Here is a 26,303-nt window from a genome sequence, read left to right on the forward strand (position 1 = left end):
GCCTTTGCGACCGACATTGACCGCTTGCTGGACATCCTGAAGCCGATCCTGGTCGTCCCCGCCTGCGAGGAGGTCTTTCACCTGGCCGCCCTGGCCCAGCGGCGGCCCGCCTTGGCCGCCGCTCTCTTCGCGCCGCCTTTGGAGACGCTGCGAACGCTGCATTCCAAGCATCTGTTTGGTCGCGTCTGCGCCGAAATCGGCTTGCCGGTTCCGGAGACCTGGGCGCTGACCGATCCCGCCGATCTCGCCTGCTTGCCGCTCTGGTCGACCCTGGTCTTCAAGCCGGAATATTCGCGTTTCGGCGTCCATGCGCTGATCCAACCGGAACCTGAAAGGGTCAACACGTTGGCGATTTCCCGTCAGCGCCCGTGGGTCGCCCAGCGCCATGTCGCCGGCGCCGAAATGTCGTTCTACGCGATCGCCAGGGCCGGACGCCTGTCAGCCTTCTGCGCCTATGGCTCGACTTGGCGCGAGCGCGGCGGCGCCAGCTACGCCTTCGCGGCGCCGGACTCTCGGGCCATCACCGCCCTGCGCGATCTGGCCGTCGCCCTGGCCGCCGGTATCGTCCGCGATGGTCAGTTCGCCTGCGACGTCATCTTCGACGCCGAGGGCCAACCCTGGCTGCTGGAATGCAATCCGCGCGCGACCAGCGGCGTCCATCTCTTCACGCGGGATCCGATGCTCGCTCGCGCCTTTTTCGGCGATGCGCCGTGTGTCGAGCCAGCGGACCCGCCATTTCTCTATCTGGGACCGGCTTTCGGTCTGTTCGGCCTGCCCGCCGCCCTCCGCTCCGGTGGGCTGGTCGAATGGAGAGCCCTGTGTCGGGAGGGGCATGAGGTGATAGGCGCACCAAGAGACCGCCTGCCCCTGGTCGGCGCGCTGGTCGACAGCCTGGCCTTCGCCCTGAAGGCGGTCGCCTCCGGCCGCAGCCTGGCCGCCGCCATGACCGCCGACATCGAATGGAACGGAGCTGGTTCTTGAACGCCGTCCGCGTCCTGGCCGTCGACGATCCCGATATCGCCTGGGGCGATCCGGCCGTTGGGCGATACGTCCGCGCTCTAACTGGACTGGGTCCTACCGGCGCCCTGGCCAATGCCCGCTTCGATCTGGCGGTCCTGCAGCTGCGCGACCGCGCCGTTACCCTGTTGCTGCCGCAAGGCCCGCAGGCCTGCTGGCTGACTTCGCCGATCGCCACCTATGGCCAATCGTTGCGCGACGAGATCGACCGTGAACTGCGGGGAGTCCAGGCGATCCTGGCGCGCCTCGGATCGTATCTGGCCGAGGGACTTTTACGGGCGACGAAGGCCGACCGGATCGTCTACGTGAACCACCTGCTGTTCTCGACCAGCCTGCATGGCCGTTGGTCCGGCGCCGACCTCGACGAAGCCCTAGCGGCTCTGCGCGCGACCTATCCGGACCGGGCGATCGTCTGGCGGTCCCTGAACCTAGGCGACCACGCTCCGCTACTGGCCAGGATGGAGGCGGCTGGCGGGCGACAGGTGCTCAGCCGGGTCGTATGGCGCCTGACCGAGCCCTCAAGGCAGTGGAGTCCTCGTACCGACGTCAAGGCGGACCTGAAGCTCGCCGGCGCCCACGCCCTGGTCGTCGAACCCGCGCCGGAGCCGTCCCCAGAAGAGCTTGACCGTGCTCTGGCGCTCTACGCCGACATCTACATCGCCAAATATTCCCGCACCAATCCCGACTATTCCAAAGCCTTCCTAGCCGCGGCCGTCTCGGCCGGCGTGTTGCGCCTTGAGTGGGTGCGCGCCCCCTCCGGCCAGATCATCGCCTTCGCCGGCGACCATGTCTGCGAGCACGAGCTGGCCAGTCCCCTCCTCGGCCACGACCGCACGCGGCCCCTGGCCGAAGGCCTCTACAGGATCGCCATGGCGCTGTCGGTGCAGCGGGCGCTGGCCGAGGGCCTGGCGGTCAACTACTCGGCCGGCGCCAGCGCCTTCAAGCGCAACCGGGGCGCCACGCCCGCGCTGGAATATCAGGTCGTGTTCGACAGCCATCTTCCGCCTTGGCGTCGGGCGGGGTACGCCCTGCTGGCCAAGACGCTCGACGCCATGACCCCGACCCTGGAAAGGATCGCTGCCGGATGACGCCCTATCCCGCCGGCCTGAACCGCACCTGGCTTCCCGTCTGTCTTTCGCGTCAGCTCAAGGCCAAGCCGCTGGCCCGCCAAATCGCCGGCGTGCCCATCGTGCTGTTCCGAGCTGGGCATGGCGCGGTCGCGGCCCTGGAGGACCGCTGCCCTCACCGAAACTATCCGTTGTCGGACGGCAAGGTGATTCAGGGCGCTCTGCGTTGCCCCTACCACGGCTGGCGGTTCGACGGCGCGGGCGTCTGCGTCGAGTTTCCCGGCGCGGGCGAAGGCGTGGCTATCAACAAGCTGGGCGCGCGACGGTTCGAAGCGGTCGAGCGGCATGGCGCGGTGTTCGTGCGCCTCGAACGCGCCGATGCCTCGCCCGAGCTCGTCCTGCCGCCGCTGATCGGCGATCCGGACCACGACCATTTCTGGTGGACGCAACGGCCCTGGCGCGGACGAGCCCTGGACGCGCTGGAGAACATCCTCGATCCGTTCCACACCAATTTCATTCATGACGGCCTGATCCGGCTGAGCGCACGCCGTCAGCCCGTTCGCCAAACGGTGACCCTGCGGCCTCACGACTTTGAAGTCGCCTACGACCAGGATCAGCCCGATCAGGGCTGGATGTCGCGCCTGCTGGAAGGCGAACGCGCGCGGAGCGTCGGCCGCTACCTGCCCCCCGTCGCCTTCCAGGGGCGCTGGGAGAAGAAGGAACGTCTCACGCTGTGCGCCACGGCGTTCTTCGTCCCCGAAACACCGGATCGCTTTCGCGCGTTCGGCTGCTGGACGACCCCCAAGGGGCGCGCCCCGGCCTGGCTAAAGCGCCAAGCGATCCTGGCCTTCGTGCGCGCCGTCGCCGAACAGGATCGTCGCGCCCTGGACAAGCAACATGCGACCATGGCCGCCTTCGGCGGCCCCAGGTTCAAATCGGGGCCCACCGATCGCCTGGCCGCTCCACTCGCCAGGCTCTACCAGGGCGAAGCACTGGAGCCGGCGGTGGATGGGCCCCACATCATCTGGCTGTAAGTTCCGCCACGGTCGTCTAGCGCGTGAAACGCGGATGGTCGTGCCTGGGCTGTCGAACTTCACGACATTCAGAAACGCCCGAAAAAGCGCAAACGGTTAGTCGCGGATTTAGCCGCTCTGGGCCACCGTAATATCACTGCAGCCCGAGAGGCTAAGCGATCTGCTTCCCATATAGTCCAAATCGGCTAGAGCAAGCCGCGCGATATAGGAATCGCGCGGCTTGCTCTAGCTTTTTGTTTTCGCATCGCTTTGCGGAAAACCGGTATCCACTTTTTCGCGCGATGCTCCAGACCAAGACTCTGTGAGGCGCCGCCGCCTCAGCAGCCAAAAATCGAGCCTGTGCCGTCGAGGCGTTTGTGAGGAAGGCCCAGGCCTAAGTCGCCGACACGCGCGCCTGGATCAGCTTCAGGGCTTCGTGCGCCGATAGCGCCGCGCCCTCCTGCCAGGCGTTGATGTAGCTCATGTGCTCGCCGGCGAAATAGAAGGCGCCATCGGGCTTGCACAGTTCGGCATAGTCGGTGGCCCGCTGCTCGTCCTTCCAGCCTACCGCCACGCCTTCGTTGTAGGGTGTCTGCATCCACGAGACGGTGAACGGCTTGGTCAGTTCCTGGCCGTGGCCGGGGTGGAACTTCTCGATCACCTTGCGCGACAGCGCGAAGCGGTCCTCGAACGACATGGCCGCATATTTCGGCGGGCTGTCGGGGCCCGAGAAGCCAATCGAATAGGCGCCAACCAGGATCCCGGTCTTCTCGCCGATGCCGCCGCTGGGATACCAGACCAGTTCGTTGGCCTCGTCGGTCCAGCCCAGGCCGCCATACTGGAAGTCGTCCTGCTCCCAGAACCGCCGGCTTTCCCAGGCCACCTTGGTGCCGTGATGGTATTCGGCCGCGGCGATCGCCGACTTCACGCGCGGCGCGAAGTCCGACGGGATCTTGGCCAGCACCGGCAGCGGGATCGTGCAGATGCAGTAGTCGGCCTCCAGAACCTGCTCGCCCATCTTGTCGGCATAGACGACCTTCACGCCTTTCGGCGTCTTGCGCAGCTCCTTGACCACCGCTTCGAACTTCACGGCCGGCTTCACCTGCTCGTAGAGGGCGTAGGATATCCGGTCCATGCCGCCCACCGGCTGCAGCATGGTGGCCTGCATGTCGATAATCTCCTCGAAGATCAGGCTGGCGCCCCAGAACCGCGACTTCATCATGTCGGCCATGCGCAGCGGCGGCCCGCCCTTGGGCGGATGGTCGTAGCCGCCGGGCGAGGCCAGGAAGCCGGCGCGGGTCGAGCCTTCGTAGGTGTTCTTCGACAGGTCGCCGTAGGCCGAAAGGTAACCGAGCAGTTTCTGCTTATCGATCCCGGTCAATTCCTGGTCCAGCGCGCCCTTGTCGACGGCCTTGGCCAGCAGTTCGGTAAAGGCGCCGCGCGTGTCGTTGACCGCCTGGCGTTCGGTCACCACCTGGCCGGCGAAGTCCAGCTTAGCCGAGCGGTTGGCGTTGACCATCACCTCCAGCGGCACGCCCAGCTCCTGGCAATAGCCGAGGATGGCGTGGTGCCATTGCGGGATGCGGGCGGGGCCGGCGTTGAAGTAGTCGTTCCTACCCGTGGACCAGTCGACGACCTGGTCCGGGCGGCCCGTCTGGACGATCTTCGTGCCCGACCGCACCGACCACGCCCGGCCGCCTGGACGGTCGCGCGCTTCCAGCACGGTGACGGCGTAGCCCGCCTTGCGCAGCTCGTAGGCGGCGACCAGCCCGGCGACGCCCGCCCCGAGGATCGCCACCGACGCGCCCTTCCCGCTCGCCAGGTCCAGCTTGGGCGCTCCGGCGTAGGCCCGTGGCGCGGCCAGCAGGCCCATCCCCATCATCGTGGTGTAGAGCGCGCCATAGCCGCCGGCCTTGCCCACGGACGTCAGAAAGCTGCGTCGCGAAATTCCCATCGTCTATTCCCCGATACTAGACTTGCAGGCTGAAGGTCGGCGTGAAGCCGCAAGCCCCGTCGCAGCACGAGGCGCGAGCTTGGGCCAGAAAGTCGGGCTCATGCCACCAGTATTCGGCGGAGGCCTCGCAAACGAAGCGCCGGCCGCGATCGAGCGCGGCGTGCTGCGCATGCTCGGCGAACGGACCGACCAGGTCGGCGATCGTGAAGACCTCGCCGTGCTTGATCACCTTGGCGACCTTGGCCGCGTCCTCGATCCGGGCCAGCGGATCGCCGTCGACCACGATGAGATCGGCATAGTTGCCGGTGGCGATCGACCCCAGCGGCTCGTCCAGATATTCGCCCGAGGCGCTGGTCGCCGTGACCAGGGCCTCGAATGGTGTCATGCCGTAGCGGACCATGGCCCTCAGGTTCATGTGCAGGCTGACGGCGTTGAAGTCGATCGGCGAGTCCGTGCCGGTGGTGATCCGCCCGCCCGCCCGCACAGTGCGCGCCACCTCGGCGACATTGCGCTCCAGCGAGGCCAGGATCGGCGTACGGTCCATGGCCGCCATCTGCTTGGCCCTCTCCAGCAGGCGGGCGTATTCCCACGGCGGATACAGCGCCTTGATGCGCGGATCGTCGACCAGCGAGCGGTCGTCGGCCAGCAGGGCCGTCGAGGTGAACAGGGTCGGCGTGCGGGCGGCCTTGCTGGCCACGAAGGCGGCGTTGACGTCCTGGTAGATGTTGCCCAGCGCGCTGACCGTGCGCGAATAGCCGGTGCGGCTGGTCGCGCCCAAGTGCTCCATGCCGTCCATGCCCAGGCCCAGGGCCGGATAGTGGTAGTGCGAGGTCAGCGGCAGGCCCTTGGCGTGGGCCCAGGCGATGACCTCCTTCTGGCGCTCGCCCGACAGGCGGACATAGGTCTTGATCAGGTCGTAGGACAGCGCTTCGGCCCGCTTCAGCTCCAGCGCCATCTGGCCGGGTTCGGTGACCGGTCGCATGAAGTTGTAGAAGATCCGCGAACCGTCGATCGCCTCGCCGGTGGCGTAGTAGCGCGGGCCGACCCGCCTGCCGGACTCGATCGCCTCCTGGTCCTCGACCGTGTGATAGGCCGGGCCGCCGGGCGAGCGGGTGGTGGTCACGCCCAGGGACAGCCACAGCCGCCCTTCCCGATCGCCATAGCCGTAGCCCTGCATCTGGCGGTGGGTGTGCATGTCGATCAGGCCGGGCATCACCACGCCCGTCGGCGCATCGACCACCGTCACGCCGGCCGCCACTTCGCCGCGCGGGGCGACGCCAGCGATGCGGCCGTCGGAGATCAGCACGTCGACGTTCTCGCGCAATGTCGGCGACTTGCCGTCCCACAGGCGGGCGGCGCGAACCACCATCCGCTCCTTGGGCCGCACATTGGCCCAGGTCAGGCCGTGCGGCACCAGCTTGGGCGCGCCGCCGGCCGCCGCGATCAGCTTCAGCTGGCCGGCTGAGAGATAGATCAGGCTCTTGCCATCGCCGCTCCAGCTGACCGCGTCCGTGACCTCGTTGTTGAGCACCTTGGGCGGGCCCAGCAGCTTGCCGGTTTCGTCCACTGGCGACAGGTGCAGGCGGCTGGCGAACACATAGGCCAGGGACTTGCCGTCGGGGGACCAGGCCGGACCATCGTCGCCGCGCGTGCCCAGAGAACGGTCGGGCAGGATCGGGGCGTAGGTCCCCTTCCCGCTCGCCAGGTCGACAGTCAGGATCTCGCTGAGGCCTTCCCGGAAGCGGGCCGAGTACGGTTTGAAGGCGGCGTAGGCGATGGTCTTGTCGCCCGGTCCCCAGGTCGGCTTGCCCGGCTCCCAGAGGTCGCCATAGACGCGGCGGGTCTCGCCGGTCGCGACATCGGCGACGAACAGGCCGCCGTTCTGGCTGAGAAAGGCGATCGACCTGCCGTCGCGCGACCAGGCGCTGGATACCGCCGCCCCGTCGAAATGGGTCAGCTGCTTGCTCCCGCCCGTCGCCATGTCGCGCAGCCAGATGTCCAGCGAGCCGCCCTTGTCGGTCGAATAGGCCAGGGTCTTGCCGTCGGGCGACCAGGCCGGGTCGACCTTGCTGAAGGCGTCCTTCGTGAGAGCCTTGGCCGGACCGCCGCCGATCTCGAGCAGGTAGATGTCATTCAGCGCCCGGAACGCCACTTGGCGGCCGTCCGGCGACAGGGCCGGACTGCCGATCCCGACCACCGGCCGGGTCTTGGCCGACAGGAAGTCGCGGCTCTTCTTGATGTAGCGTGGGGTCAGGACAGGAACCGTGGCCGTGAACGCGATGGCCTCAACCGCGCCGCTGGCCGCGCGACGCTTGATCTGGCCATCGGCCGTGTAGAGGAAGTCACCGGACGGCACCCACGAGGGACGGAACGGAAAAACGTCCTCGCCCTGGATGACGACGCCGGCGCCGTTACGCAGCTCGGCCTTGCCGTTTTCGATGGCGGTGAAGACCACGTCCTGGCCATCCGGCGTGAAGGCCGGGCTGGCCAGCGAGGCGGCGTTGAAGCGGTCGGCCGAGGCCTTGACCTTAGCCACAGTGCGCCGTGTCCCGTCCAGGCCCTGGACGTCGATGCGGACCTTGTCGACCGTGAAGGCGAGGCTCTTGCCGTCGGGCGCCCAGGAGGGCTCGAACTCGTCGCCGGGACCGGAACTGAAGGCGGTGATCGCGCCGCTGGCGACGTCCAGCAGGTGGACGCCGTAGCGCCCGCCCCTATCCGACGAAAAGGCGATCTGGCGCCCGTCGGGCGACCAGCGCGGCTCGCGGCAGTCGAACGCGCCCTTGGTCAGCGGCTTCAGGCCCGTCCCGTCGGCGCCGATCGTCCAGACGTGGAAATTGCCGTCGCGGTAGGACTGGAAGGCCAGCGTCTTGCCGTCGGGCGACCAGTCCGGCTGGGCGATCTCGTAGATTTCGTCGGTCAGCCGCCTGGCCGGGCCGCCTTCGATAGGGACCAGCCACAGCATGGCGTAGACGTCGAAGGCCACGGTCTTGCCGTCCGGCGAGACCACCGCGCAGATGTTGGTGCCCTCGGTCGCCGTGACCATGCGCGCATCGGCGGCCAACGGCTGGTCGGCCGCCTTCGCGCCGGTCGGCGTCAGGGCCGCGACGCCCGAGGCGGCGATCGCCCCGCCGCCGATCGAGAAAAGCCGGCGACGGCTGACGCCACGCCTGGAACTCTTGGTCATCGTGAACTCCGAGAGAACCGGTCTGGACCTGCGCCCGGACCGGCGGCGAGCCTAGAACCGGGCGGCGACGCGGGCGTAGTAGAAGCCGCCGCTGATCCCGTACGGAGAGTACTGGTTGTAGTAGGCGAAGGCGGGCGTGCCCCGGTTGGCGGCCCGGACGCTGTCCGGGTACGCGTCCAGCAGGTTGTTGGCGCCGACGCTGACCGTGATCTTGTCGGTGGCCGCATAGCTGAGGTCGAGGTCGACGATCAGCTTGGGGCTGACGGTCTCGTCGTTGGCGGCCAGCGAGGTGCGCTGGATGACCTCGCCGTAACGGGTCAGGCGCAGGTTGGTGTCGAACTTCCCCAGCTCCCAGTCGGCGCCCAGGATGAACTTGTCCTTGGGCGTGCCGACGGTCAGGTCGCCGATCTTCACGCGGTCGATATAGACGATCCCCGCCGCCGCCAGGGCCGCCGGCGGCTGCACAACGCGGGTGAACTCGTTCTTGGTGTGGTTGGCCGAGAACGTCCACCGCACCGAACCGAAGTCGCCGAAATCGGTGCGATAATCGACCACGAAGTCGATGCCGCGCGTCTTGGTGTCGGCGAAATTGCCATAGTAGAACGCCGCTTGCTGCGGATTCAGCCCCTGGCTGGCCAGGGCGTTGCTGACCGCCGCGTTCGGGCCCAGCGTGCCGCTCTGCAGGATACGGTTGTCGATCTTGATCTGGTAGACGTCGACCGTGACGTTCATCCGTGACAGCGGCTGGGCAACGATGCCGACCGAGTAGTTGGTCGACTTTTCCGGCCGCAGCGGCTTGGCGCCCAGGGCGATCGCGGCCGGGTTGTCGGGCGGCAGCAACTGCACCGGATAGAGCTGTGTGGTCGTTGCCGGCGGCACGATCACGCCGATGGTGCTGGACGAGGCGTAGTGCTGCTGCTGCAGCGACGGCGCCCGGAAGCCGGTGCTGGCGGTGCCGCGGATCGCCAGACGCGGCAGGATCGCGTAGCGGCTGGACAGCTTGAAGGTCTTGGCGTCGCCGAAGTCGGAATAGTGCTCGAAGCGGCCGGCCAGGGCGAACTCCAGCTTTTCGGTGACCTTCTGCTCGACGTTCAGATAGGCCGAGATGTTGTCGCGCGAGAACGCGCCGGCCGAGAACGGCGGGAAGCCGGTCACCCCCTGCGAGCCGCCGGCGAACACCACGCCCGCCTGCGGGCTGCCGGCCGGGGCGACATAGCCGCCATTGATGTACGAGGCCGGCTCGCCCGCCGTGATCTCGAACTTGTCGTCGCGATATTCCAGGCCGGCCGCCACGAACAGGGGCTCGGCGAAGACGCCGGTGTCGACCTCGCGCGTCAGGTCAAGGTTGCTGGTCCATTCCTGGAACTTCAGCGCGCCGATGTAGAAATAGGTCGGGCTGGCGGGGCCTAGCGAGGCGTTCAGCGAGTTTTCGTAATAGTCGACGGCGTCGCGGCTGAAGGTGGTGGACAGGTCCCAGTCAAAGCCCAGAAGGCCCGCGCCCTTGGCGCCGAACGCCACCTGGAAATCGCGGTCCTTGAGGAACAGGCGCGGCGTGTAGCCGTCGGGATTGACCGCGGTGATGTTGTTGCTGGCGTTCGGGTTTCGGAAAGTCAGCCAGGCGGCGGTGTTGCGGCTGGAGAAGGTGCCGAACGAATAGACGTCGATGTCGTCGGTGATCGGCGAGCCGGCGCTGTAGCCCAGGGAGAACAGCTGCACCTGCGGCGAGCCTGGATGGCTGGTGTGGCGGTTGGCGGTCGCCTCGCGCGGATCCGGCGTCGAGCCGGCTGTCCCCACCCGCACCGGCTGGCCCAGGGCGTTGCGCGGGAAGTACATCAGGGTGGTGTTCGGCGTCTTGTCGCCGCGGTCGGTAGGATCGGTGATCCGCACGTCGGCCGTCAGGTTCAGGTAACCCGCCTCCCCCAGCTTCATGCCCAGATTGCCGGAGAACTGGCCGGTCTCGCCGTCGCCCTCGGCGGTCTTGCCGTAGAGCGCGCTGATCGAGCCGCCTTCCGGGCTCTTCTTCAGGATCACGTTGATCACCCCGGCCAGGGCGTCGGAACCGTACTGGGCGGAGGCGCCGTCGCGCAGCACCTCGATCCGCTCGATGGCGGCCGACGGGATCAGGTCCAGGTCCGGCGGCGACTGGCCGTTCTGGGTGGTGCCATTGACGAACAGGATGGCGGTGTTGTGCCGGCGCTTGCCGTTGACCAGCACCAGGGTCTGGTCGGCCGACAGACCGCGCAGCGACACGGTCTTGATCGCGAAGCTGGCGCCCGCGCCGCTGTTGGAGGTGTTGGCGGACGGCACCAGGGTCGAGATCAGGTCACGCGTCGATTGCTTGCCGCTCTTGGTCAGCTCGGCGGCGGAAATGACGTCGATCGGCGCCATGCTCTCGGTGACCGTGCGCGAGGTTGAGCGCGTGCCGGTGACGATCAGTTCGTCGATAATGCTGGGCGCCTCGGGCTCGGGTGGAGCGACCGGCTCGGGCGGGGCGGCCGCGGCGACGGCGGGATTCGACCATCCGGTCCGGATCAGGCCCGCGCGCGGCGAGGCCAGGATGATCGTCTTCCCGTCGTTGGAGATCACCACCAGTCCCGTGCCCGACAGCAACTGCTCGAGGGCGCGATCGACGGGCAAGGCGCCTTTCACCGGCCCCGTGCGCTTGCCGTCGGCGGCGTCGGACTGGACCAGGATCTGCACGCCAGCCTGGCGCGCGAACTGCCGAATGCCCGCCGCCGCCGGCTGGGCGTCGATCTTGAACGGAGCCGCCTGGGCCAGGGCGGCGCCCGCGCTCAGCGCCCAGACGGCCGAGGCCGCGCACAGCAGCCGCCGCCGGGCGGAACGGTTCGTCCAGTCACGCATCGACAATCCCCCATCGTCCCGAGGCGCGCCACACGCGGCCTCCTGACAGGACGAGGGATGGAACGCCGATTTCCGGTGGGCGCTTGCGCGATTGGTCCGATCACGGCGCAACACGCCCGCTTTCGCGCCAGCTTCGACGTCGGGCGCCCGTTTCGCATGCGGATCGGCGGGCCCATTTGGAGCGAACGAACCCCTCCCCTTCGACGCCCGTTTCCCTGGAACGATCATCAACACCCCCGCTTGAAGACGGAGTGTAGTAGAGCGATCTGAGTAAACTATACTGAGTCAGTATGCGTGATCTGGAAGTCAGATTTACTCATATCGTGAAAACGAATGAGAACTATTCATAGATTTCATGAGCGCTCCGAAGCAAAAGCTCAGGAAACGTGAGCGCGACCAATTCTGATCGTGCGTTCGTCGTCGCTGACGGCCGCTCCCAGCGTCGCGGCGACCGCGGCCGCGAAGCTTTCGGGTTCGTTGGTCTGGAAAAGGCCGACGAAGCGCTCGCGCGCCAGGACAGGATCCTCGATGACGATCTGACGGCTATTGTAGCGGTTGAACAGCCGCGCCGCTTGTTCGAGGTTTTCGCCGTCCAGGGCGATCTCGCCGTTGCGCCAGGCCAGGCTGCGCTCGATCTCGGACGGCGACTCCGCCACTCGAGGCGAGGCGGCGCTGGCCAGGAGGATGCGGCTGCCCGCCGACAGGCGCCGCCGCGATCCAGGATCGCCCTCGACCCAGGTCTCGACCACGCCTTCGGTGACCATCACGTCGACGCCGGCGCCGGCCTCGTCGGCGCGCCGCACCGAAAAGGCCGTGCCCACGGCGCGAACCCGGACGGGGCCCGCCGCCACGACGAACGGGCGGTCGGGATCCTTGGCGACCTGGAACCAGGCTTCGCCTTCCTTCAGGACGATCCGGCGTGACCCGGGCTTCATCGCCACGTCCAGCGCGGTCTTGGTGTTGATCGCCACCAGCGAGCCGTCGGCGAGCGGCACCCGGCGGATCTCGCCCAGGCGGGTGTCCAGCCGCTGGGGCCGCGCGGCCCACAGGCCCAGTCCGCCGACCAGCGCGGCGGCCACGGCCCCGCCCGTTCCGGCGATCAGGGCGCGACGGCTGGGTCGTTGGGCGATCATGGCCTCGACCGGCGGCCGAGCCCCGGCCAGGGCCCGGCCGCGGTCCAGGAAGCTGATCGCCGCCTGGGCGCGCAGCAGCGCGCCGGCCCGGCGCGCGTCGCCGTCCAGCCAGGCTCGCAGGTCGGGGTCGCGCTCCACGTCCAGGCCGCGCGCGTCGATGCGGGCCGCCCAGTCGGCCGCCTCGTCGTCAATCTCGCTTGCGGACCGGATGGAGCTCATGAGCCTCGCCGACTGCCGGATGATCTCGTGCTTCCATTTCGGATAAGGCGCGCAGGATTAAACGCAAGCCCCGCGCCGACTGCATCTCCACGACGTTCTCCGTCACGCCCAGGCGCGCGGCGGTCTCCCTCTGCGACAGGCCGTGGATCCGGCGAAGGGTGAAGATGTGTCGACACCGCTCAGGCAACCCTTCGATCAACGTCCGCACCCGCCCCAGTTCGCGACGGCTCGCGACCACGCGTTCCGGAGAAGGCTCATCATCTACGACGTTCAGGGCGTCGATTTCCGTGACGCAGTCGATGCGAATGATGCGGGCGCGGCGAATTTTCTCGATGGCGATGTTGCGCGCGGTCCGGAAGAAGTAGGCGCGACCGCTGGTGATGTGGGCGACGCTGTCCAGGGCGGCCAGGCGGCAATAGGTCTCCTGGACCACATCGTCGATGTCGGCGGGCGCGCTCCCCGAACGGCGCAGCCAAGCCCTGACGTCGGCCTCGTGCGGAAGGATCCGCCCGCCGACGAAGGCGACGATCTCGGCGCGGCTCTGTTTCAACGGCCCCTCGACGATGGCGATCCAGACTGAGTCGAGGGTCGGACCGCCGGGCGAGGGCGGCAATACGTCTTCGAGGTGTTCGCCTCGACGTCGGGCTCGGCGCCGTCGCATGGAGCAGAACCTCGGTCCGGCGCCTCAGGCGCGCCATCGTGGAGGGCTCCGCATCAGGGGACATGGGCGGCCGGCAGGGGCGAGCTGATCTCCGGTCCTTGGGGAGTTCCAGGCGGTCATCTGATCGCCGGGGCCGCTGACCGGCCTTACTTCACGAGGACAAAGGTCCATCGCCATCCGCCGCAGTTGGCGGGGAGTCGATCCGGTCATCCGCAGGATCGCACGCGTCATGTGAGCTTGGTCGGCGAAGCCGCAATCGTCGGCGACCTGGGCCAGGCTGAGCGTCAGATCATCCAGCCCGGCCAAGGCCCGATGCGTCCTGGCCGTGGCGCGAAAGGCGGCGGCCGTCACGCCGAACTGCTGCTGGAAGCCGCGCGAGACGCTGCCGGGGTGGAGCCCCTTCGCCTCGGCCCACAGGCTGATCGACAGGTCCGGATCGGCCAGCAGCCGCCGCGCCAGGACCTCCGGCCAATCTTCGGAGCCAGACGCCGCCATGGTCGGCTCGAACCCATCGGCTAGGGCCTGCGCTGCCGCAAAGGCGTCGACCGCCGTCAGTCGCGCCACCAAGTCGGGATCGGCGACCCGTCCCCGCGTCGTCGCGCCTAGGCCGGACGGTAGGGGCAACACCAGAACCTGGGCGCCGCGTCGGCCGATCTCGTCCAGGTGGCTTTCGAAAGCCTGGTGGAGAATGACGTCGCCAGCCGCCACCCGATGCCGGCCCGTGTCGCCCGCCTCGACATAGCCGCCCGACAGAACAACGGCCGCGAAGCCGTTGTCGTGGCGATGGCGGGCAAGCCGCTCGCCGGGCGAGTGCACCAGTCGCCCAGGCCCTACGGCGCGGATAGAAGAAGATGGGGCGGGCAGCGGGAGAACTCGGAACAGTATGTGAATTCGGTTCAAGACCGGCTTTCGACCGCGATGATAGGCGGAGGACCTTCATCGCGCAAAGGCCGTCCATGTTCCTGCCCCTGCTCTTGTCCTCCACCGCCGCTCCGGCGATCTGCGCGCCCCAGACGCCCCCGGTCGGCGTATTCGCCGCCAACCGGCGCGCTGTGCTGGACAGCACGACGGGCGAGACCGCCGGGACCCTGGTGGTGCGACGCGCCTATGCGGGACAGGGCCTGACCGGTGAGTTCGAGACGACCAGCGATCTGGCCAAGGGCCTGTTCCTGGACCGCCATCAACTGAGCCCGACCGGCGACGCCAACGCTTTCGACGGCAAGACGGCCTGGATGCAGGACCCGTCCGGCGCGGTCACCCCCCAGGCCGGCGGCGACCGCCCCGCCGTGGCCGTGAACCAAGCCTTTCGCAACGCCGACCTGTGGTGGCGCGCCGACGCCGGCGGGGCCCGGGTCGAAGCCCTGGGCGTCGACCCGGATTGCCGACGGCTGAAGGTGACGCCGCGCGGGGGCAAGCCCTTCGAGGCCTGGTTCGACTGCGCCACCGCCCATCTAACCCGCGTGCGCGAGACCCAGGGCTTCATGATCTTCGACTTCCGCTACGCCGACTATGTTCGGCAGGCGGGCCGCGCCCTGCCGAAGATCGTCACGATCGATGACGGCGGCGGCGAGGCCAGCCTCCAGACCCTGACCCTGATCTCGGCGGTGCGAGCGCCCGCCCGCCCGGCAAGCGCCTATACCCTGCCCAAGGGGGCGCCACGGGACTGGACCCTGCCGGCCGCGGGCAGGATCACCGCGCCGTTCCGGCTGGCCAACAACCACATCTTCGTCGACGTCACGGTGGACGGCAAAGGTCCCTTCCCTTTCCTGGTGGACACCGGAGGGCATGGCATCCTCACCTCGCCGACCGTGGCCGCCCTCGATCTGAAGTCGCAGGGGGCCATGACCTCCGGCGGCGCGGGCGAGACGCGGGCGACCAGCGGGTATGTGCAGGTGAGCCGCCTGGATCTCGCGGGCATGTCCATGCGCGACCAGACGATGCTGAAGCTCGACTTCAGCCCCAAGCCTGTCGAGGGCTTCCAGGTTGGCGGCATGCTGGGCTTCGAGATGTTCCGCCGCTTCGTCACCGTCGTCGATTACGAGCGCAATGAACTGACCCTGATCGAGCCGGCGCGGTTCACCGCGGCCGACCGCGCCAAGGCCGGCGTGGCCGTGCCGTTCGTGTTCTACGACCACATGCCGCAGGTGACCGGGCGGCTGGACGGCCTGCCCGCGCGCCACAACATCGACACCGGCTCGCGCAGCGAGGTGACCCTGGCCCGGCCGTTCGTCGAGCGCACGAAGCTGCGCGAGGCCCATCCCCAAGGCGTGACGGCGGTGGACGGCTGGGGCGTGGGCGGGCCCGCGCGATCCTATGTGATCCGCACCAAGTCGCTGACACTGGGCGACGTCACGATCGACGCGCCGGTGGCGGGTTTGGCGACCCAGGCCAAGGGCGTGTTCAGCGACGAGAACTTCGACGGCAACATCGGCAGCGGTCTTCTGAAGCGCTTCGTGGTCACCTTCGACTACGAGCATCAGATCATGTACCTGCGCCGCATTGCGACGCCGCCGGCCGATGCGGGAAGCTTCGATCGCTGCGGATGCTGGTTGAACCTTGGCGACGACGGCTTCGAGATCAAGGACATCGCCCCTGGCGGCCCGGCCGAGGCGGCAGGCCTGAAGGTCGGTGACGTGGTGACGGCGATCGACGGCGCGCCGGCCAGCGGCATGCGGCTCACCGACGCCCGTGCGGCCATGCGCATCGCGCCGACGGACCACCCGATCCGCATCGGCTATCGCCGGGACGGTGCGGCGGCGGAGGTTTCGCTGACGCCGCGAGATCAGATTCCTCGGCGGTAGCCGGGACGCCCGCTCGATGTGGCCGCGGGTCGAGTTCGAGCTGTTCGCGGCGCTCGGTCCGTCCCGGCTTTTCGGCCGAACGGCGCTCCATGAACGCTGCTTGCCATAACGGTAGTTCTAACTACTATATCCCCATAAACAGGAACGGGGGTATGGAATGCGAAAGCTCCAGGTGCTCGCGGGGGTCGCCGGTGCGGCGATGATGGCGGCGGCAGGACAGGCCGCCGCGCAGGAGGCCACCGCGCTCGACGAGATCGTCGTCACCGCCCAGAAGCGCGCGGAAAACCTCCAGGACGTGCCAGTCTCGGTCACAGCCCTGACCGCCGACCAGCTCAAGGACCAGCGGGTGGGCGACGTGCTGGCCTTGTCGGGCCTGTCGCCGGGCCTGCAGATCAAGACCGACGACAACGCCGCCAACCCGCGCATCTTCATCCGCGGCATCGGGGTCAACGACTTCAACCCCAGCACGGCCAGCGCGGTCGGGGTCTATGTCGACGGGGTCTATGTCGCCTCCCCCCTGGCCCAGATGTCCGGCTTCTACGATCTGCAGCAGGTCGAGGTGCTGCGCGGGCCGCAGGGCACACTCTATGGCCGCAACACCACCGGCGGGGCGATCAACGTCACCACCAAGAAGCCCAGCGCCACGCCCGAGGGCGACCTAGCCGTCGACTACGGCCGGTTCAATTCGCTCAATGTCCAGGGCGGCTTCGGCGGCCCGATCGCCGACACCCTGGCCTTCCGCATCGCCGGCCTCTACGACAAGAGCGACGGCTACACCCTCAACCGCCTGACGGGCAACAAGGGCAACGACGCCGACCGCAAGGCCGTGCGCGGCGCCCTGCGCTTCACGCCCGACGACAAGCTGACGGTCGACGTCTCGGCCAGCTACAGCAAGTCCAGCGGCGGCTCGATCCTGACCTACAACCGCTCGCTGGTGGCTCAGACGGCCGAGGCGGCCAGCACGGCCGATCCCGATCCGACCTTCGGCTACATCTTCTGCAAGCCGGCCTACTACACCTCGGGCCAGTGCACGAACGTCGCCGGCTACGCAAACACCAGCACCAACAAGTACCAGGGCGACTACCGCTTCGAGGGCAAGGACATCGTCAAGCTGTTCGGGGCGACCAGCGCCATCAGCTACGACTTCGGCGGCGTGACGCTGTATTCGATCACCGGCTACCAGCGGGCCAAGCGCGACGACTACGAAGAGACCGACGCCAACCCGATCTCGATCTTCGACGCCCGCTACATCGCCCAGCAGGACACCACCAGCCAAGAGTTTCGCCTGCAGTCGAACGGCGCCACGGCCCTGCGCTGGGTCGCCGGCCTCTACGCCGCCCGGGACAACCTGGACAACGACAGCCACTACAACGTCCTGGAAGCGCTGCGCGTCCCCGATCCGGTCAACAATCCCACGGGCATGGATCCGGCCAACAGCGTCGGCGTGTTCGGCTGGCCGCTGCACCAGAAGACCACCAGCTACGCCGCCTTCGGCCAGGTGGACTACGACCTGACCCCGAAACTGACCCTGACGGGTGGCCTGCGCTGGTCGCAGGACAAGAAGACCTTCCACTATGTCAGCGACGTCGACTACGGCCTGCTGACCCTGTTCGAATACGACAACCAGAAGACCTTCAGCTCGATCTCCGGCCGGGTGGGCCTGCGCTATGCGGTCAGCGACGACGCCAACGTCTACGCCACCTACAATCGCGGGACGAAGAGCGGCGGCTTCTTCAGCGGCCAGACGACGGATCCGGACGACCTGGGGCCCTATCGGGACGAGACCGTCAATGCCTACGAGGTGGGCGCCAAGAGCGAGTTCCTGGACCGCCGCCTGCGGGTCAACGTCTCGGCCTTCTACTATGATTACAAGGACCTGCAGGTCTATACGGTGATCCAGCGCAACGGCCTGCCGGTGCAGCTGTTCACCAACGCCTCCAAGGCCCCGGTCTATGGCGGCGAGGCCGAGATCGAGGCGCGGCCGATGGCCGGCCTGTCCCTGACCCTGGGCGCCTCGCTGCTGAGCGCCGAGTACAAGGACTTCCAGTCGCTGGGCGAGGACTATTCGGGCAACACCCTGCCCTCGGCGCCCAAGGCCAGCCTGAGCGGCGCGGCGCGTTACGAGCACCCGGTGGGCGCTGGCAAGCTGATCACCCAGCTGGACTTCACCTATCGCGGCAAGGTCTATTACGACACGGCCAACACCGAGCGGCTCAGTGACAAGGCCCGGGCCTATGTCAACGGCCAGGTGGGCTGGGCCTTCGCCGACGGGCGCTACGAACTGGGCGTATGGGGCAAGAACCTGGCCGACACCACCAACATCTCCGACATCACCCCGATCGCCGCCTTCGGCTTCGACGTGTTCAGCATGGGGCCGCCGCGCACCTACGGCCTCTATTTCCGGGCCAAGTATTGAGCGCGGCCGAGAGCCCGGCCGTCGCGCCGCCGCCCGTCGCGGGCGTCTGGATCGGCGCGCCGCCCAGTCAGGTCCAGCGCCTGGCGGTGTTCTGGATCGGCCTGGTCGGGGTGCTGTTTCCTGGGGTCGGGCCGCTGCTGCTGGGCGGGCTGGAGGGCGCCGGCCGCCTGACCGCCAACCAGCTGGGCCTGGCCGGCATGGGAGAGCTGGTGGCCATGGGCGTCGGAGCAGCGGTCCTCGGTCCGCTGTTCGGCGATCGCCGGCTGCGGCTGGCGGCCGTCAGCTGCGGCCTGGCCCTGGCGGCGCTGGACCTGGCCACCACCCGCGTCTCGGGCGACCTGCTGATCGGGGTTCGCGCCCTGGCGGGGCTTCCGGCCGGCGTGATGATCTGGCTGATCACCGGCATGATCGTCCGCGCGCCGCGTCCCGAGCGCTGGGCGGGCCTCTACCTGACCATCCAGACCCTGCTGCAGCTGGGCGTGGTCAGCGCGATCGGCGCCTTCGTCGTCGGACCGTTCGGACCGGACGGCGGCTTCGTGGTGCTGGCCGTCCTGACGGTTTCCGCGGTCTTGGTCAGCCTGGCCATACCCGCCGCCTACGCGCCCCTGGTCGAGACCGAGGACAACCCCAAGGGCCTGCCGAGCGCGCGCGGCTGGATCGCCCTGGCCGCGGTCTTCTGCTTCCAGGCTTTCATTCTGGCGCTGTGGATCTATGCCGAGCCCCTGTCGCGCCAGGCGGGACATCCGGCTAGCGTCGCCAGCGCCGCGTTCGCGGTGTCGCTGGCCGCCCAGGTCGCCGGCGGCGCGGCGGCCACGGCCCTGGCCGGGCGGTTGTCGTGGTTCTGGTCGCTGGCGGTCGCCGTGGCCCTGGCCATCGGCGCCCTGTTCGTGATGGCCGCCCTGCCCGCGGCCCCAGTGTTCCTGGCCGCCGCCGGGGTGTTCGGCTTCGTCTGGCTGTTCGCGTCGCCCTATCTGACGCCGCTGGCGATTGAGGCCGATCCCAGCCGTCGGGCCGCCCTGCTGGGGCCGGGCGCCAGCCTGCTGGGCTGCGGCGCGGGACCGCTGCTGGCGTCGTTCGTGGTCACCGGCGCCGATGTGCGGCCGGCGGCGTGGCTGGCCGTCGGCCTGGCCCTGGTCACCCTGGTGATCATCGCCTTCCTGCACCTGACAAGGTCGCGCTAAGACGGCGAAGCGATTGGTTTTTTCCTCAAAACGCTCTAGTTCGGAACGGACTTGAAGGAGAGACCGCATGCCGAAGGCGACGGCCCGGAAGACCGCCAGCCCCGACATCGCGCTGGACGCCAAGCTGCAGCCGACCCAGGCCCGCGGGCAGGACACCTACGAGATCGTCCTGGCCACGGCTGGCGAGATGCTGGGTGAGATCGGCTTCGAACAACTGACCACCAACGCCATCTGCAAGCGCGCCGGCCTGACCCCGCCGGCCCTCTACCGCTACTTTCCCAACAAGTACGCGATCCTCAAGGAACTGGGCGACCGGCTGATGAAGGCCCAGGACGACAGGGTCTTCGCCTGGATCGAGAGCGGCGGCCTGGAAGGCGACACGGCGGCCGAGCGCATCGACAAGAACGTCGCCATGCTGACCGAGATGATCGAGATGACCCGGCGCTTTCCTGGCGGGGCGGCGATCGGCCGGGCCCTGCGCGCCGTGCCCATGCTGCAGCAGCTGCGCTTCGCCTCCCGCGACATGGTGGCCGGCCAGTTCGCCAAGATCCTCAAGACGCGTTACCCGGCCGCGCCCGACGGCCGGGTCCGTCTGGCCATGCGGATGATGGTCGAGCTGACCTATTCGGCCACCGAGATGGCCGTCGAGGAGCCCGACCAGGACGCCCTTGCCCTCAGTCGCGAGGTCTGCCTGCTGTTCGAGCGCTATTTCGACACCTTCGGCGATCCTTCGCTGGTTCCGTGGAACGGCGCCTTGCAAGAACAGTAGTTTTTACTATCATACCGGCGTCGCAGACGGAGAGATGCGGATGACGGGGTGGAGCAACTGGTCGGGCAGCGTCGCGGCCTCCCCTCGCCTGGTCGCCCGGCCGCGCGACGCCGGCGAGCTGACGTCGCTGATCGGCCAGGCCGGCAAGGTCCGCGTGGTCGGGGCCGGCCACTCGTTCATGCCCCTGTGCCAGACCGACGACCTGCTGCTGAGCCTGTCCGACTACGAAGGCGCGATCGAGGTCGCGCCCGACCGCAAGACCGTCTGGGCCCCGGCCGGCTGGAGCCTCAAGGCGCTGACGGCCGCCCTGTGGGACCAGGGCCTGTCGCTGATCAATCAGGGCGACATCAACCCGCAGTCCCTGGCGGGGGCCATCTCGACCGGCACCCACGGCACGGGCGCGGAGCTGGGCAGCCTGTCGACCCAGGCCTGCGGCTTTCGGCTGATGACCGCCGACGGCGCGATCGTCGAATGCGGTCCCGACCAGAACCCCGAACTCTACCAGGCCCAGCGCCTGTCCCTGGGCCTGCTGGGCGTCGCCGTCGAGATCCGGATCCACGTCGTTCCCGCCTATCACCTGGAGGAACGGGTCGAGCGCCGCCCCCTGGCCGAGGTCGCCGAGCGGCTGGACGAGCTGGCCGCCGCCACCCGCCACATGGAGTTCTTCGTCTTCCCCTATTCGGACGAGGTGATCTTCAAGACCCTGCATCCGGTCGAGGTCGAGGCGACCGGCCCGCCGGCCCGGGAGATCGGCGAGGACAGCGAGGCGACGTTCAAGACCATCTGCGACCTCTGCGCCGCCATGCCGGTCCTGACGCCCTCCCTGCAGCGGCTGATGATGCGGATGATGGGCAAGGCCAGCCGTCGCGCCGGCCCGGCCTACGCCATCTTCCCGTCCGAGCGGAACATCCGCTTCGAGGAGATGGAATACGAGCTGCCGCGCGCCGCCGGCCTGCCGACCCTGAAGGCGGCCATGGCCCATATCCGCAAGCGCCGCCTGCCGATCACCTTTCCGTTCGAGTTCCGGCTGGCGGCCGGCGACGACATCTGGATGAGCCCGTTCAACGCCGGTCCCGGCGCCTCGATCTCGTTCCACCAGTACGCCAGGATGCCCTGGCGGCCCGCCTTCGCCGAGATGGAGGCGGTGCTGCGCGACGGCGCGGGCCGTCCGCACTGGGCCAAGCGCCACACCCTGACCACGGCCGACGTCCACCGGCTCTATCCGCGCGCCGGCGATTTCGTCGCCGCCTGCAAGACCTGGGATCCGGCCGGCAAGTTCGCCAACACCCACCTGACCCAGCTTTTCGGCCTCTGACGGGAACCGCCATGACCGACCAAGACTTGCATGCCGAGCTGATCGGCGCCCAAGGCTCGCGCCGCGACCTCAACACGCCGGTGCTGGTGATCGACCGCCCGGCCCTTGAGCGCAACATCGCCCGGATGGCGGCGTTCGCGGCCGAAAAGGGCGTCAAGCTGCGGCCCCACGCCAAGACCCACAAGAGCGTCGACATCGCCAAGCTGCAGATCGCCGCCGGGGCCGTGGGCCTGTGCTGCGCCAAGATCGGCGAGGCCGAGGTCCTGGCCGACGGCGGGGTGACGACGGGCCTGCTGATCACTTCGCCGATCGTCTCGGCCTCGGCCGTCGCCCGACTGGTCGCCCTGAACGGCAGGACCACCGACCTGATGGCCGTCGTCGACCATCCGGCCAATGTCGAGGCCCTGGGCGCGGCCGCCGAGACAGCCGGCAAGGCGCTGCGGGTGGTCATCGACCTGGATCCGGGCATCCACCGCACCGGCGTCGCCTCGCCCGAGGCGGCGGTCGCCCTGATGCAGGCGATAAAGGCCCAGCCGGGCCTGATCTATGCCGGCCTGCAATGCTATTGCGGCATGCAGCAACACATCGAGGGCTTCGCCGACCGCAAGGCCAACCTGGAGGACCGCGGGGCCTATATTCGCTCGGTGATCGACGCCCTGGCCGCGGCCGGCGGCCGGCCGCCGATCGTCTCGGGCTCGGGCACCGGTTCGCACCGGATCGACGCCGAGCTGGGGATCTACACCGAGTTCCAGGTCGGCTCGTACGTGTTCATGGACGGCCAGTACCTGGTCTGCGACATCGCCGGCGACGGGGCGGAACACAGCCCCTACGAGGCCGCCCTGCTGATCGACGCCCGGGTGGTCAGCGCCAACACGCCAGGCATGGTCACGGTCGACGCCGGCTTCAAGGCGCTGTCGACCGACGCCGATCCGCCCACGGTGCTGGGCGGCGCGCCGGACGGGTCGCGCTACTTCTTCATGGGCGACGAGCACGGCGCCATTCTGCCGCCGTCCGGAACCACCCCGCCGGGCCTGGGCGAGCGTGTGATCCTGGGCGCGCCGCACTGCGACCCTACGGTGAACCTCTACGACACCTACCACGTGGTGGACGGCGACACCCTGGTGGCGATGTGGCCGGTGTCGGCGCGGGGGCGCTCGCGCTAGGCGATCTCGGGCCGGAACATCTGGAACTTCCCCGCCTCGTCGATCCCGAAATAGTCGCCCGCCCCACCGCCCCGCAGGATGGGTTCGGCGGCCACGGTGTCGTAGACCCCGTCGACCAGCAGCGCTCGATCGATATGGACCATCACCACCTCGCCCAGGGTCAGCCAGGCGTCCACCGGCGCGCCCTCGGCGTCGCTGAGCCGCACGATCTGGGTCAGGCGGCATTCGAAGGCCACCGGACTTTCAGCGACGCGCGGCGCGGCGACCCGCTGCGAGGGCGCCGCCGTGAGGCCGGCCAGGGCGAACTCGTCGACATGGTCAGGGACGATCGCCGAGGTGGCGTTCACCGCCTGGGCCAGGGGCCGCGTCGCCAGGTTCCAGACGAACTGCCCGGTCTCCTGGATGTTGCGCACCGAATCCTTCCAGCCCGTGCTGGAAAAGCCGATGATCGGCGGCTTGTAGTTGAAGGCGTTGAAGAAGCTGTAGGGTGCGAGATTGGGCACGCCCGCGGCGCTGACCGTCGAGATCCAGCCGATCGGCCGGGGCGCGACGATGGCGTTCAGCGGGTCATGCCGCAGTCCATGGCCGGCCCTGGGCTCGTAGGAATGGATCGCGGTCATCGGCGCCTCGCTTGGTCGGTCCCGTCTTAGGGTGACGCGCCGCGATCCGCCAGCGGCCCGATGTTCACCGCCGTGGGCCGCAACGAGCGGGAGCGGTTTCGGGCGCTAGCCCGCTCGCGCCTCGGCCAGGGTCGACAGCTCGGTCATGATCAGATGGGCCGCCAGCGAGGCGGGTTCGGCGTCGCTGTCCACCTCGCCATGCTCCAGCAGCGACGCCAGCTTGGCGCGCGCGCGACAGACGCGGCTCTTCATCGTGCCTTCGGGCACGTCGCACATCCTGGCCGCCTCCCGATGGGAGAAGCCGCCCGCCCCGATCAGGATCATCGCCTCGCGTTGCTCGTCGCTCAGGGTGTTGAGCGCGTTGCGCAGGTCGTTGAGGAGCAGAGACTGGACCTGGCCGCCGCCGACGGTGGGGGTCTGGGCGCCGTTGGCGAGATCCAGCGGCGTCTCGCGCCACAGGCGACGGCGTTGCGAATAGAAGTGGTTGCGCGCGATCTTCAGCAGCCAGCCCTTGAGATTGGTGCCCAGCGTGAACTGCGCCCGATAGCGCCAGGCCTTGAGCAAGGTGTCCTGCGCCAAGTCGTCGCCCATCGTCGCGTCTCCGCACAGGCCGCGCGCGAAGGACCGAAGCACCGGGATGCTGGCCACGACCTGCCGCCTGAACTCGTCTTCGTCGAGCAGGGCCGAGCGGTCCGACGGGGCCGCGAAGCTGCGCGCCTCGTCCGCCAGCAGGACGCCCGCGCCGTCCCAGCGAGCGGAAGTCTCAAGAAGTTGCTCGTTCGGGCCGATGTTCATGGGAACTCCGAAAGTCAGGCGTAAGGCGCCATTCGGACTTTCCGCTCGGCGCGCGGCCGCCTCAATCGGGTGAAACCCTCGCCGTACGGATAGTGGTTCAGTTTAGCGTCACCTAAGCGTCGGCTCCGGGGAAGTTCGGGGGCGTCGGGGCCCGCCGTCGGCCGCCGCGTCGTGATTTCGCCTCATCGCGCGCAGGTGTTGAGCCGGACAACTAGAAGTTCGAACATGAGGTATCTCTCAGCTCCGCGCGGAAAATTCAGCAAGCGTTCCGTTCAAAAACGGACAATCATGGCGCACACCATCCTCGGAGCGAGAATCGAAGATGCCCTTGCCTAGCGCCCCGACCATTCTGCTCGCCGACGATCATTCGATCGTACGCGCAGGACTTCGCGAGGCGCTTGAATCACAGCCGGGCTGGACCATTTGCGGCGAAGCCTCCAACGGCCGGGACGCGATCCGTCTGGCCAAGGAGCTGGTCCCGGACGTGATGATCCTGGACATCAGCATGCCCGACCTCAGTGGCGTCATCGTCGCCCGCGACGTCCGCAAACTGAAGACCCATACCGAACTGTTGATCTTCACGATGCACGACAGCGAGCAGCTGGTACGAGAAGTGTTCAGCGCCGGAGCCAGGGGCTTCGTTTTGAAATCGGCCTCGACCGATCACATCATCGCCGCCGTCGCCTCGTTATTGAACCACAAGCCCTATTTCTGCCCCGGCATCACCGACGCCGTGCTGCGCGGCTATCTTTCGCCGGGCCCTCACGGGCTGGGCGAGATGATCGAAGGGGCCGAGACCCTGACCACGCGCGAGCTTCTGATCGTCCAACTTCTGGCCGAATCCCGCAGCAACAAGGTCATCGCCTCGATGCTCGACATCAGCGTCAAGACCGTCGAGAGCCATCGCGGCAACATCATGCGAAAGCTCGGCGCCCATTCACTGGCCGACATCGTGCGGTACGCCATCCGCAACAAGTTGATCGAAGCCTAGAGGCTGCCGAAGAGCCGCAAGGAGAGCCGGCCCGGCACATGCGTCGGGACATGGGGGCCGGCTCTCGGCCCGCGACCGCGGGCGCGCTCTTGGGGGTTGAGCGAGCCGCGGCTTGCCAAGGGAAATCGGGGGTGACGCCTTGGCGAGCGAGCCAGGCCAGATTGAGGCCCCGGTGACCCGAGCGCTATCAGGTCAAACCCTAGGTCAGCGCGAGAAAACCCTTACGACCGCGCCCTTAGGCCAGGTGGACCGAACTCTTGACCACGTCGGAGGCGGCCTGCTTTTGGCGAGCCCGTTCGATGGCCTCGTCCAATAACTTCAGGAACTCCGTCTGCATCTGTATCGACTCGACGTCCGTCGCCCTGACCCCATCCAAGGTCGATCGCCGGATTTCCTCGAGTTGCTCGAGCGACAACGCCGCGCAGAGGCGGAGGCTGAGGAACTGAAGGGCGGCTACTCGGATCTCAAGATTTGTCATCGGCATGTCGCTACGAAAACAAGGCGCGAGCAGATAGGAACGGTAAGGGGCGTCGAATGTCGGCGACAGGCCAACCATAGCCATCGAGCGCAAGCGTCGCCATGACGGACTCCCCGCAGGCGAATCCCACGGCGACACGAGACTAGAACGGACGAAACGCTGTTTGGCTCGCGTCAATTGTTAACTAATGCAAATCAGCGGCCGGAAAGATAAGGTCCAGCCGACCATTCGCGAAATTTTGCCGGACCTCGACCAAAAAGCGGGTGTGTACTCAAAAATTATCCCGCTACGCGTGGGGCGCGCAGCCGGCACGATACCGTCGGGTTCAAGGCCGTCCATTCTTATCCGAGCGTGCGGCCCCCTCGGAAATCCGGCAAATCCCTTCTCTGGCCGGGGGAAAAGACCCACGGCCAGGCGTGGTTCGGCTTTGGGAGAACCGCGGAGGCGGCCATGATCGCAAGCGCTGTTCTGGAGGCCGGGTCGATCTGCACGCCATGATCGGCCGCTTAGCCCAGGCATGGTGACAGCCCTGGCGGCCTGTTAGCTGGCCAGCGTCGATACCTGGTGAGCGCGCCTGAGGTCGAGGCTTTTTCCGGACGATAGAAAAGCATCGAAGCTATTGAGGCGCGGGCGCGTTATGGTGGATCGCGTCTGTGATCGCCCC

The 26,303-nt window shown here is 68.1% G+C and carries 18 protein-coding genes; 10 read left to right on the top strand and 8 right to left on the bottom strand.

The window, feature by feature from the left end; genetic code table 11:
• The first annotated feature begins 24 nt into the window (after positions 1 to 24).
• The 3 genes from J2X41_RS00180 to J2X41_RS00190 are packed head-to-tail and all read left to right on the top strand — an operon-like array spanning position 25 to position 3,118.
• Positions 25 to 981, top strand: coding sequence for an ATP-dependent carboxylate-amine ligase (locus J2X41_RS00180; protein WP_310078692.1), 957 nt, complete (start codon positions 25 to 27; stop codon positions 979 to 981).
• A complete protein-coding gene (locus tag J2X41_RS00185) occupies positions 978 to 2,105 on the top strand; it encodes a hypothetical protein (RefSeq protein WP_310078693.1) in 1,128 nt (375 codons plus the stop codon). Before J2X41_RS00180 ends, J2X41_RS00185 begins: the two co-directional genes overlap by 4 nt.
• Positions 2,102 to 3,118, top strand: coding sequence for an aromatic ring-hydroxylating dioxygenase subunit alpha (locus J2X41_RS00190; RefSeq protein ID WP_310078695.1), 1,017 nt, complete (start codon positions 2,102 to 2,104; stop codon positions 3,116 to 3,118). The genes J2X41_RS00185 and J2X41_RS00190 overlap by 4 nt, the downstream gene beginning before the upstream one ends.
• 373 nt (positions 3,119 to 3,491) lie before the next feature.
• Here J2X41_RS00190 and J2X41_RS00195 read toward each other — a convergent pair whose 3' ends face one another.
• The 6 genes from J2X41_RS00195 to J2X41_RS00220 form a co-directional block, all read right to left on the bottom strand.
• On the bottom strand, positions 3,492 to 5,051 hold the full coding sequence (locus J2X41_RS00195; protein ID WP_310078697.1) for an FAD-dependent oxidoreductase: 1,560 nt from the start codon (positions 5,049 to 5,051) through the stop codon (positions 3,492 to 3,494).
• Between the two features lie 16 nt (positions 5,052 to 5,067).
• Entirely contained in the window at positions 5,068 to 8,235 is a 3,168-nt protein-coding gene (locus J2X41_RS00200; RefSeq protein ID WP_310078700.1) for an amidohydrolase family protein, read from the bottom strand.
• A 51-nt stretch (positions 8,236 to 8,286) separates the two neighbouring features.
• Positions 8,287 to 11,097: a TonB-dependent receptor gene (locus J2X41_RS00205; protein ID WP_310078701.1), complete on the bottom strand. Its 2,811-nt coding sequence runs from the start codon at positions 11,095 to 11,097 to the stop codon at positions 8,287 to 8,289.
• A 377-nt stretch (positions 11,098 to 11,474) separates the two neighbouring features.
• A complete protein-coding gene (locus J2X41_RS00210; protein ID WP_310078703.1) occupies positions 11,475 to 12,449 on the bottom strand; it encodes a FecR domain-containing protein in 975 nt (324 codons plus the stop codon).
• Entirely contained in the window at positions 12,418 to 12,999 is a 582-nt protein-coding gene (locus J2X41_RS00215; protein WP_404979865.1) for an RNA polymerase sigma factor, read from the bottom strand. The genes J2X41_RS00210 and J2X41_RS00215 overlap by 32 nt, the downstream gene beginning before the upstream one ends.
• A 135-nt stretch (positions 13,000 to 13,134) precedes the next feature.
• Positions 13,135 to 13,926, bottom strand: a complete 792-nt coding sequence (locus J2X41_RS00220) for an AraC family transcriptional regulator (RefSeq protein WP_310078707.1) — start codon at positions 13,924 to 13,926, stop codon at positions 13,135 to 13,137.
• A gap of 140 nt (positions 13,927 to 14,066) precedes the next feature.
• Here J2X41_RS00220 and J2X41_RS00225 point away from each other — a divergent pair, with 140 nt between their 5' ends.
• From J2X41_RS00225 to J2X41_RS00250, 6 genes are all read left to right on the top strand, one after another.
• Positions 14,067 to 15,911: an aspartyl protease family protein gene (locus J2X41_RS00225; RefSeq protein WP_310078709.1), complete on the top strand. Its 1,845-nt coding sequence runs from the start codon at positions 14,067 to 14,069 to the stop codon at positions 15,909 to 15,911.
• A gap of 157 nt (positions 15,912 to 16,068) precedes the next feature.
• The gene (locus tag J2X41_RS00230; protein ID WP_310078710.1) at positions 16,069 to 18,327 is read left to right on the top strand and encodes a TonB-dependent receptor domain-containing protein; all 2,259 of its coding nucleotides are present in this window, start codon (positions 16,069 to 16,071) and stop codon (positions 18,325 to 18,327) included.
• Positions 18,324 to 19,508, top strand: a complete 1,185-nt coding sequence (locus tag J2X41_RS00235; protein ID WP_310078712.1) for an MFS transporter — start codon at positions 18,324 to 18,326, stop codon at positions 19,506 to 19,508. The genes J2X41_RS00230 and J2X41_RS00235 overlap by 4 nt, the downstream gene beginning before the upstream one ends.
• A 67-nt stretch (positions 19,509 to 19,575) precedes the next feature.
• Positions 19,576 to 20,277, top strand: coding sequence for a TetR/AcrR family transcriptional regulator (locus J2X41_RS00240; protein ID WP_310078714.1), 702 nt, complete (start codon positions 19,576 to 19,578; stop codon positions 20,275 to 20,277).
• Positions 20,278 to 20,317: 40 nt separating this feature from the next.
• Entirely contained in the window at positions 20,318 to 21,592 is a 1,275-nt protein-coding gene (locus J2X41_RS00245; protein ID WP_310078716.1) for a D-arabinono-1,4-lactone oxidase, read from the top strand.
• 11 nt (positions 21,593 to 21,603) lie between these two features.
• Complete coding sequence (locus J2X41_RS00250) at positions 21,604 to 22,755, top strand: DSD1 family PLP-dependent enzyme (RefSeq protein ID WP_310078718.1); 1,152 nt, start codon at positions 21,604 to 21,606, stop codon at positions 22,753 to 22,755.
• Here the strand turns inward: J2X41_RS00250 and J2X41_RS00255 are convergent.
• Complete coding sequence (locus J2X41_RS00255) at positions 22,752 to 23,375, bottom strand: flavin reductase family protein (protein WP_310078719.1); 624 nt, start codon at positions 23,373 to 23,375, stop codon at positions 22,752 to 22,754. The two genes, J2X41_RS00250 and J2X41_RS00255, sit on opposite strands and share 4 nt — an antisense overlap.
• A gap of 105 nt (positions 23,376 to 23,480) precedes the next feature.
• Positions 23,481 to 24,170 (bottom strand): sigma-70 family RNA polymerase sigma factor, encoded by a 690-nt coding sequence (locus J2X41_RS00260; RefSeq protein WP_310078721.1) that lies wholly within the window; start codon positions 24,168 to 24,170, stop codon positions 23,481 to 23,483.
• Positions 24,171 to 24,492: 322 nt separating this feature from the next.
• On the opposite strand from J2X41_RS00260, the gene J2X41_RS00265 reads away from it, so the two are divergent.
• Positions 24,493 to 25,161, top strand: coding sequence for a response regulator transcription factor (locus tag J2X41_RS00265; RefSeq protein ID WP_310078723.1), 669 nt, complete (start codon positions 24,493 to 24,495; stop codon positions 25,159 to 25,161).
• Positions 25,162 to 26,303 lie beyond the last annotated feature (1,142 nt).

It is taken from the genome of Caulobacter sp. BE254, from assembly GCF_031457295.1.
Lineage (GTDB): Bacteria > Pseudomonadota > Alphaproteobacteria > Caulobacterales > Caulobacteraceae > Caulobacter.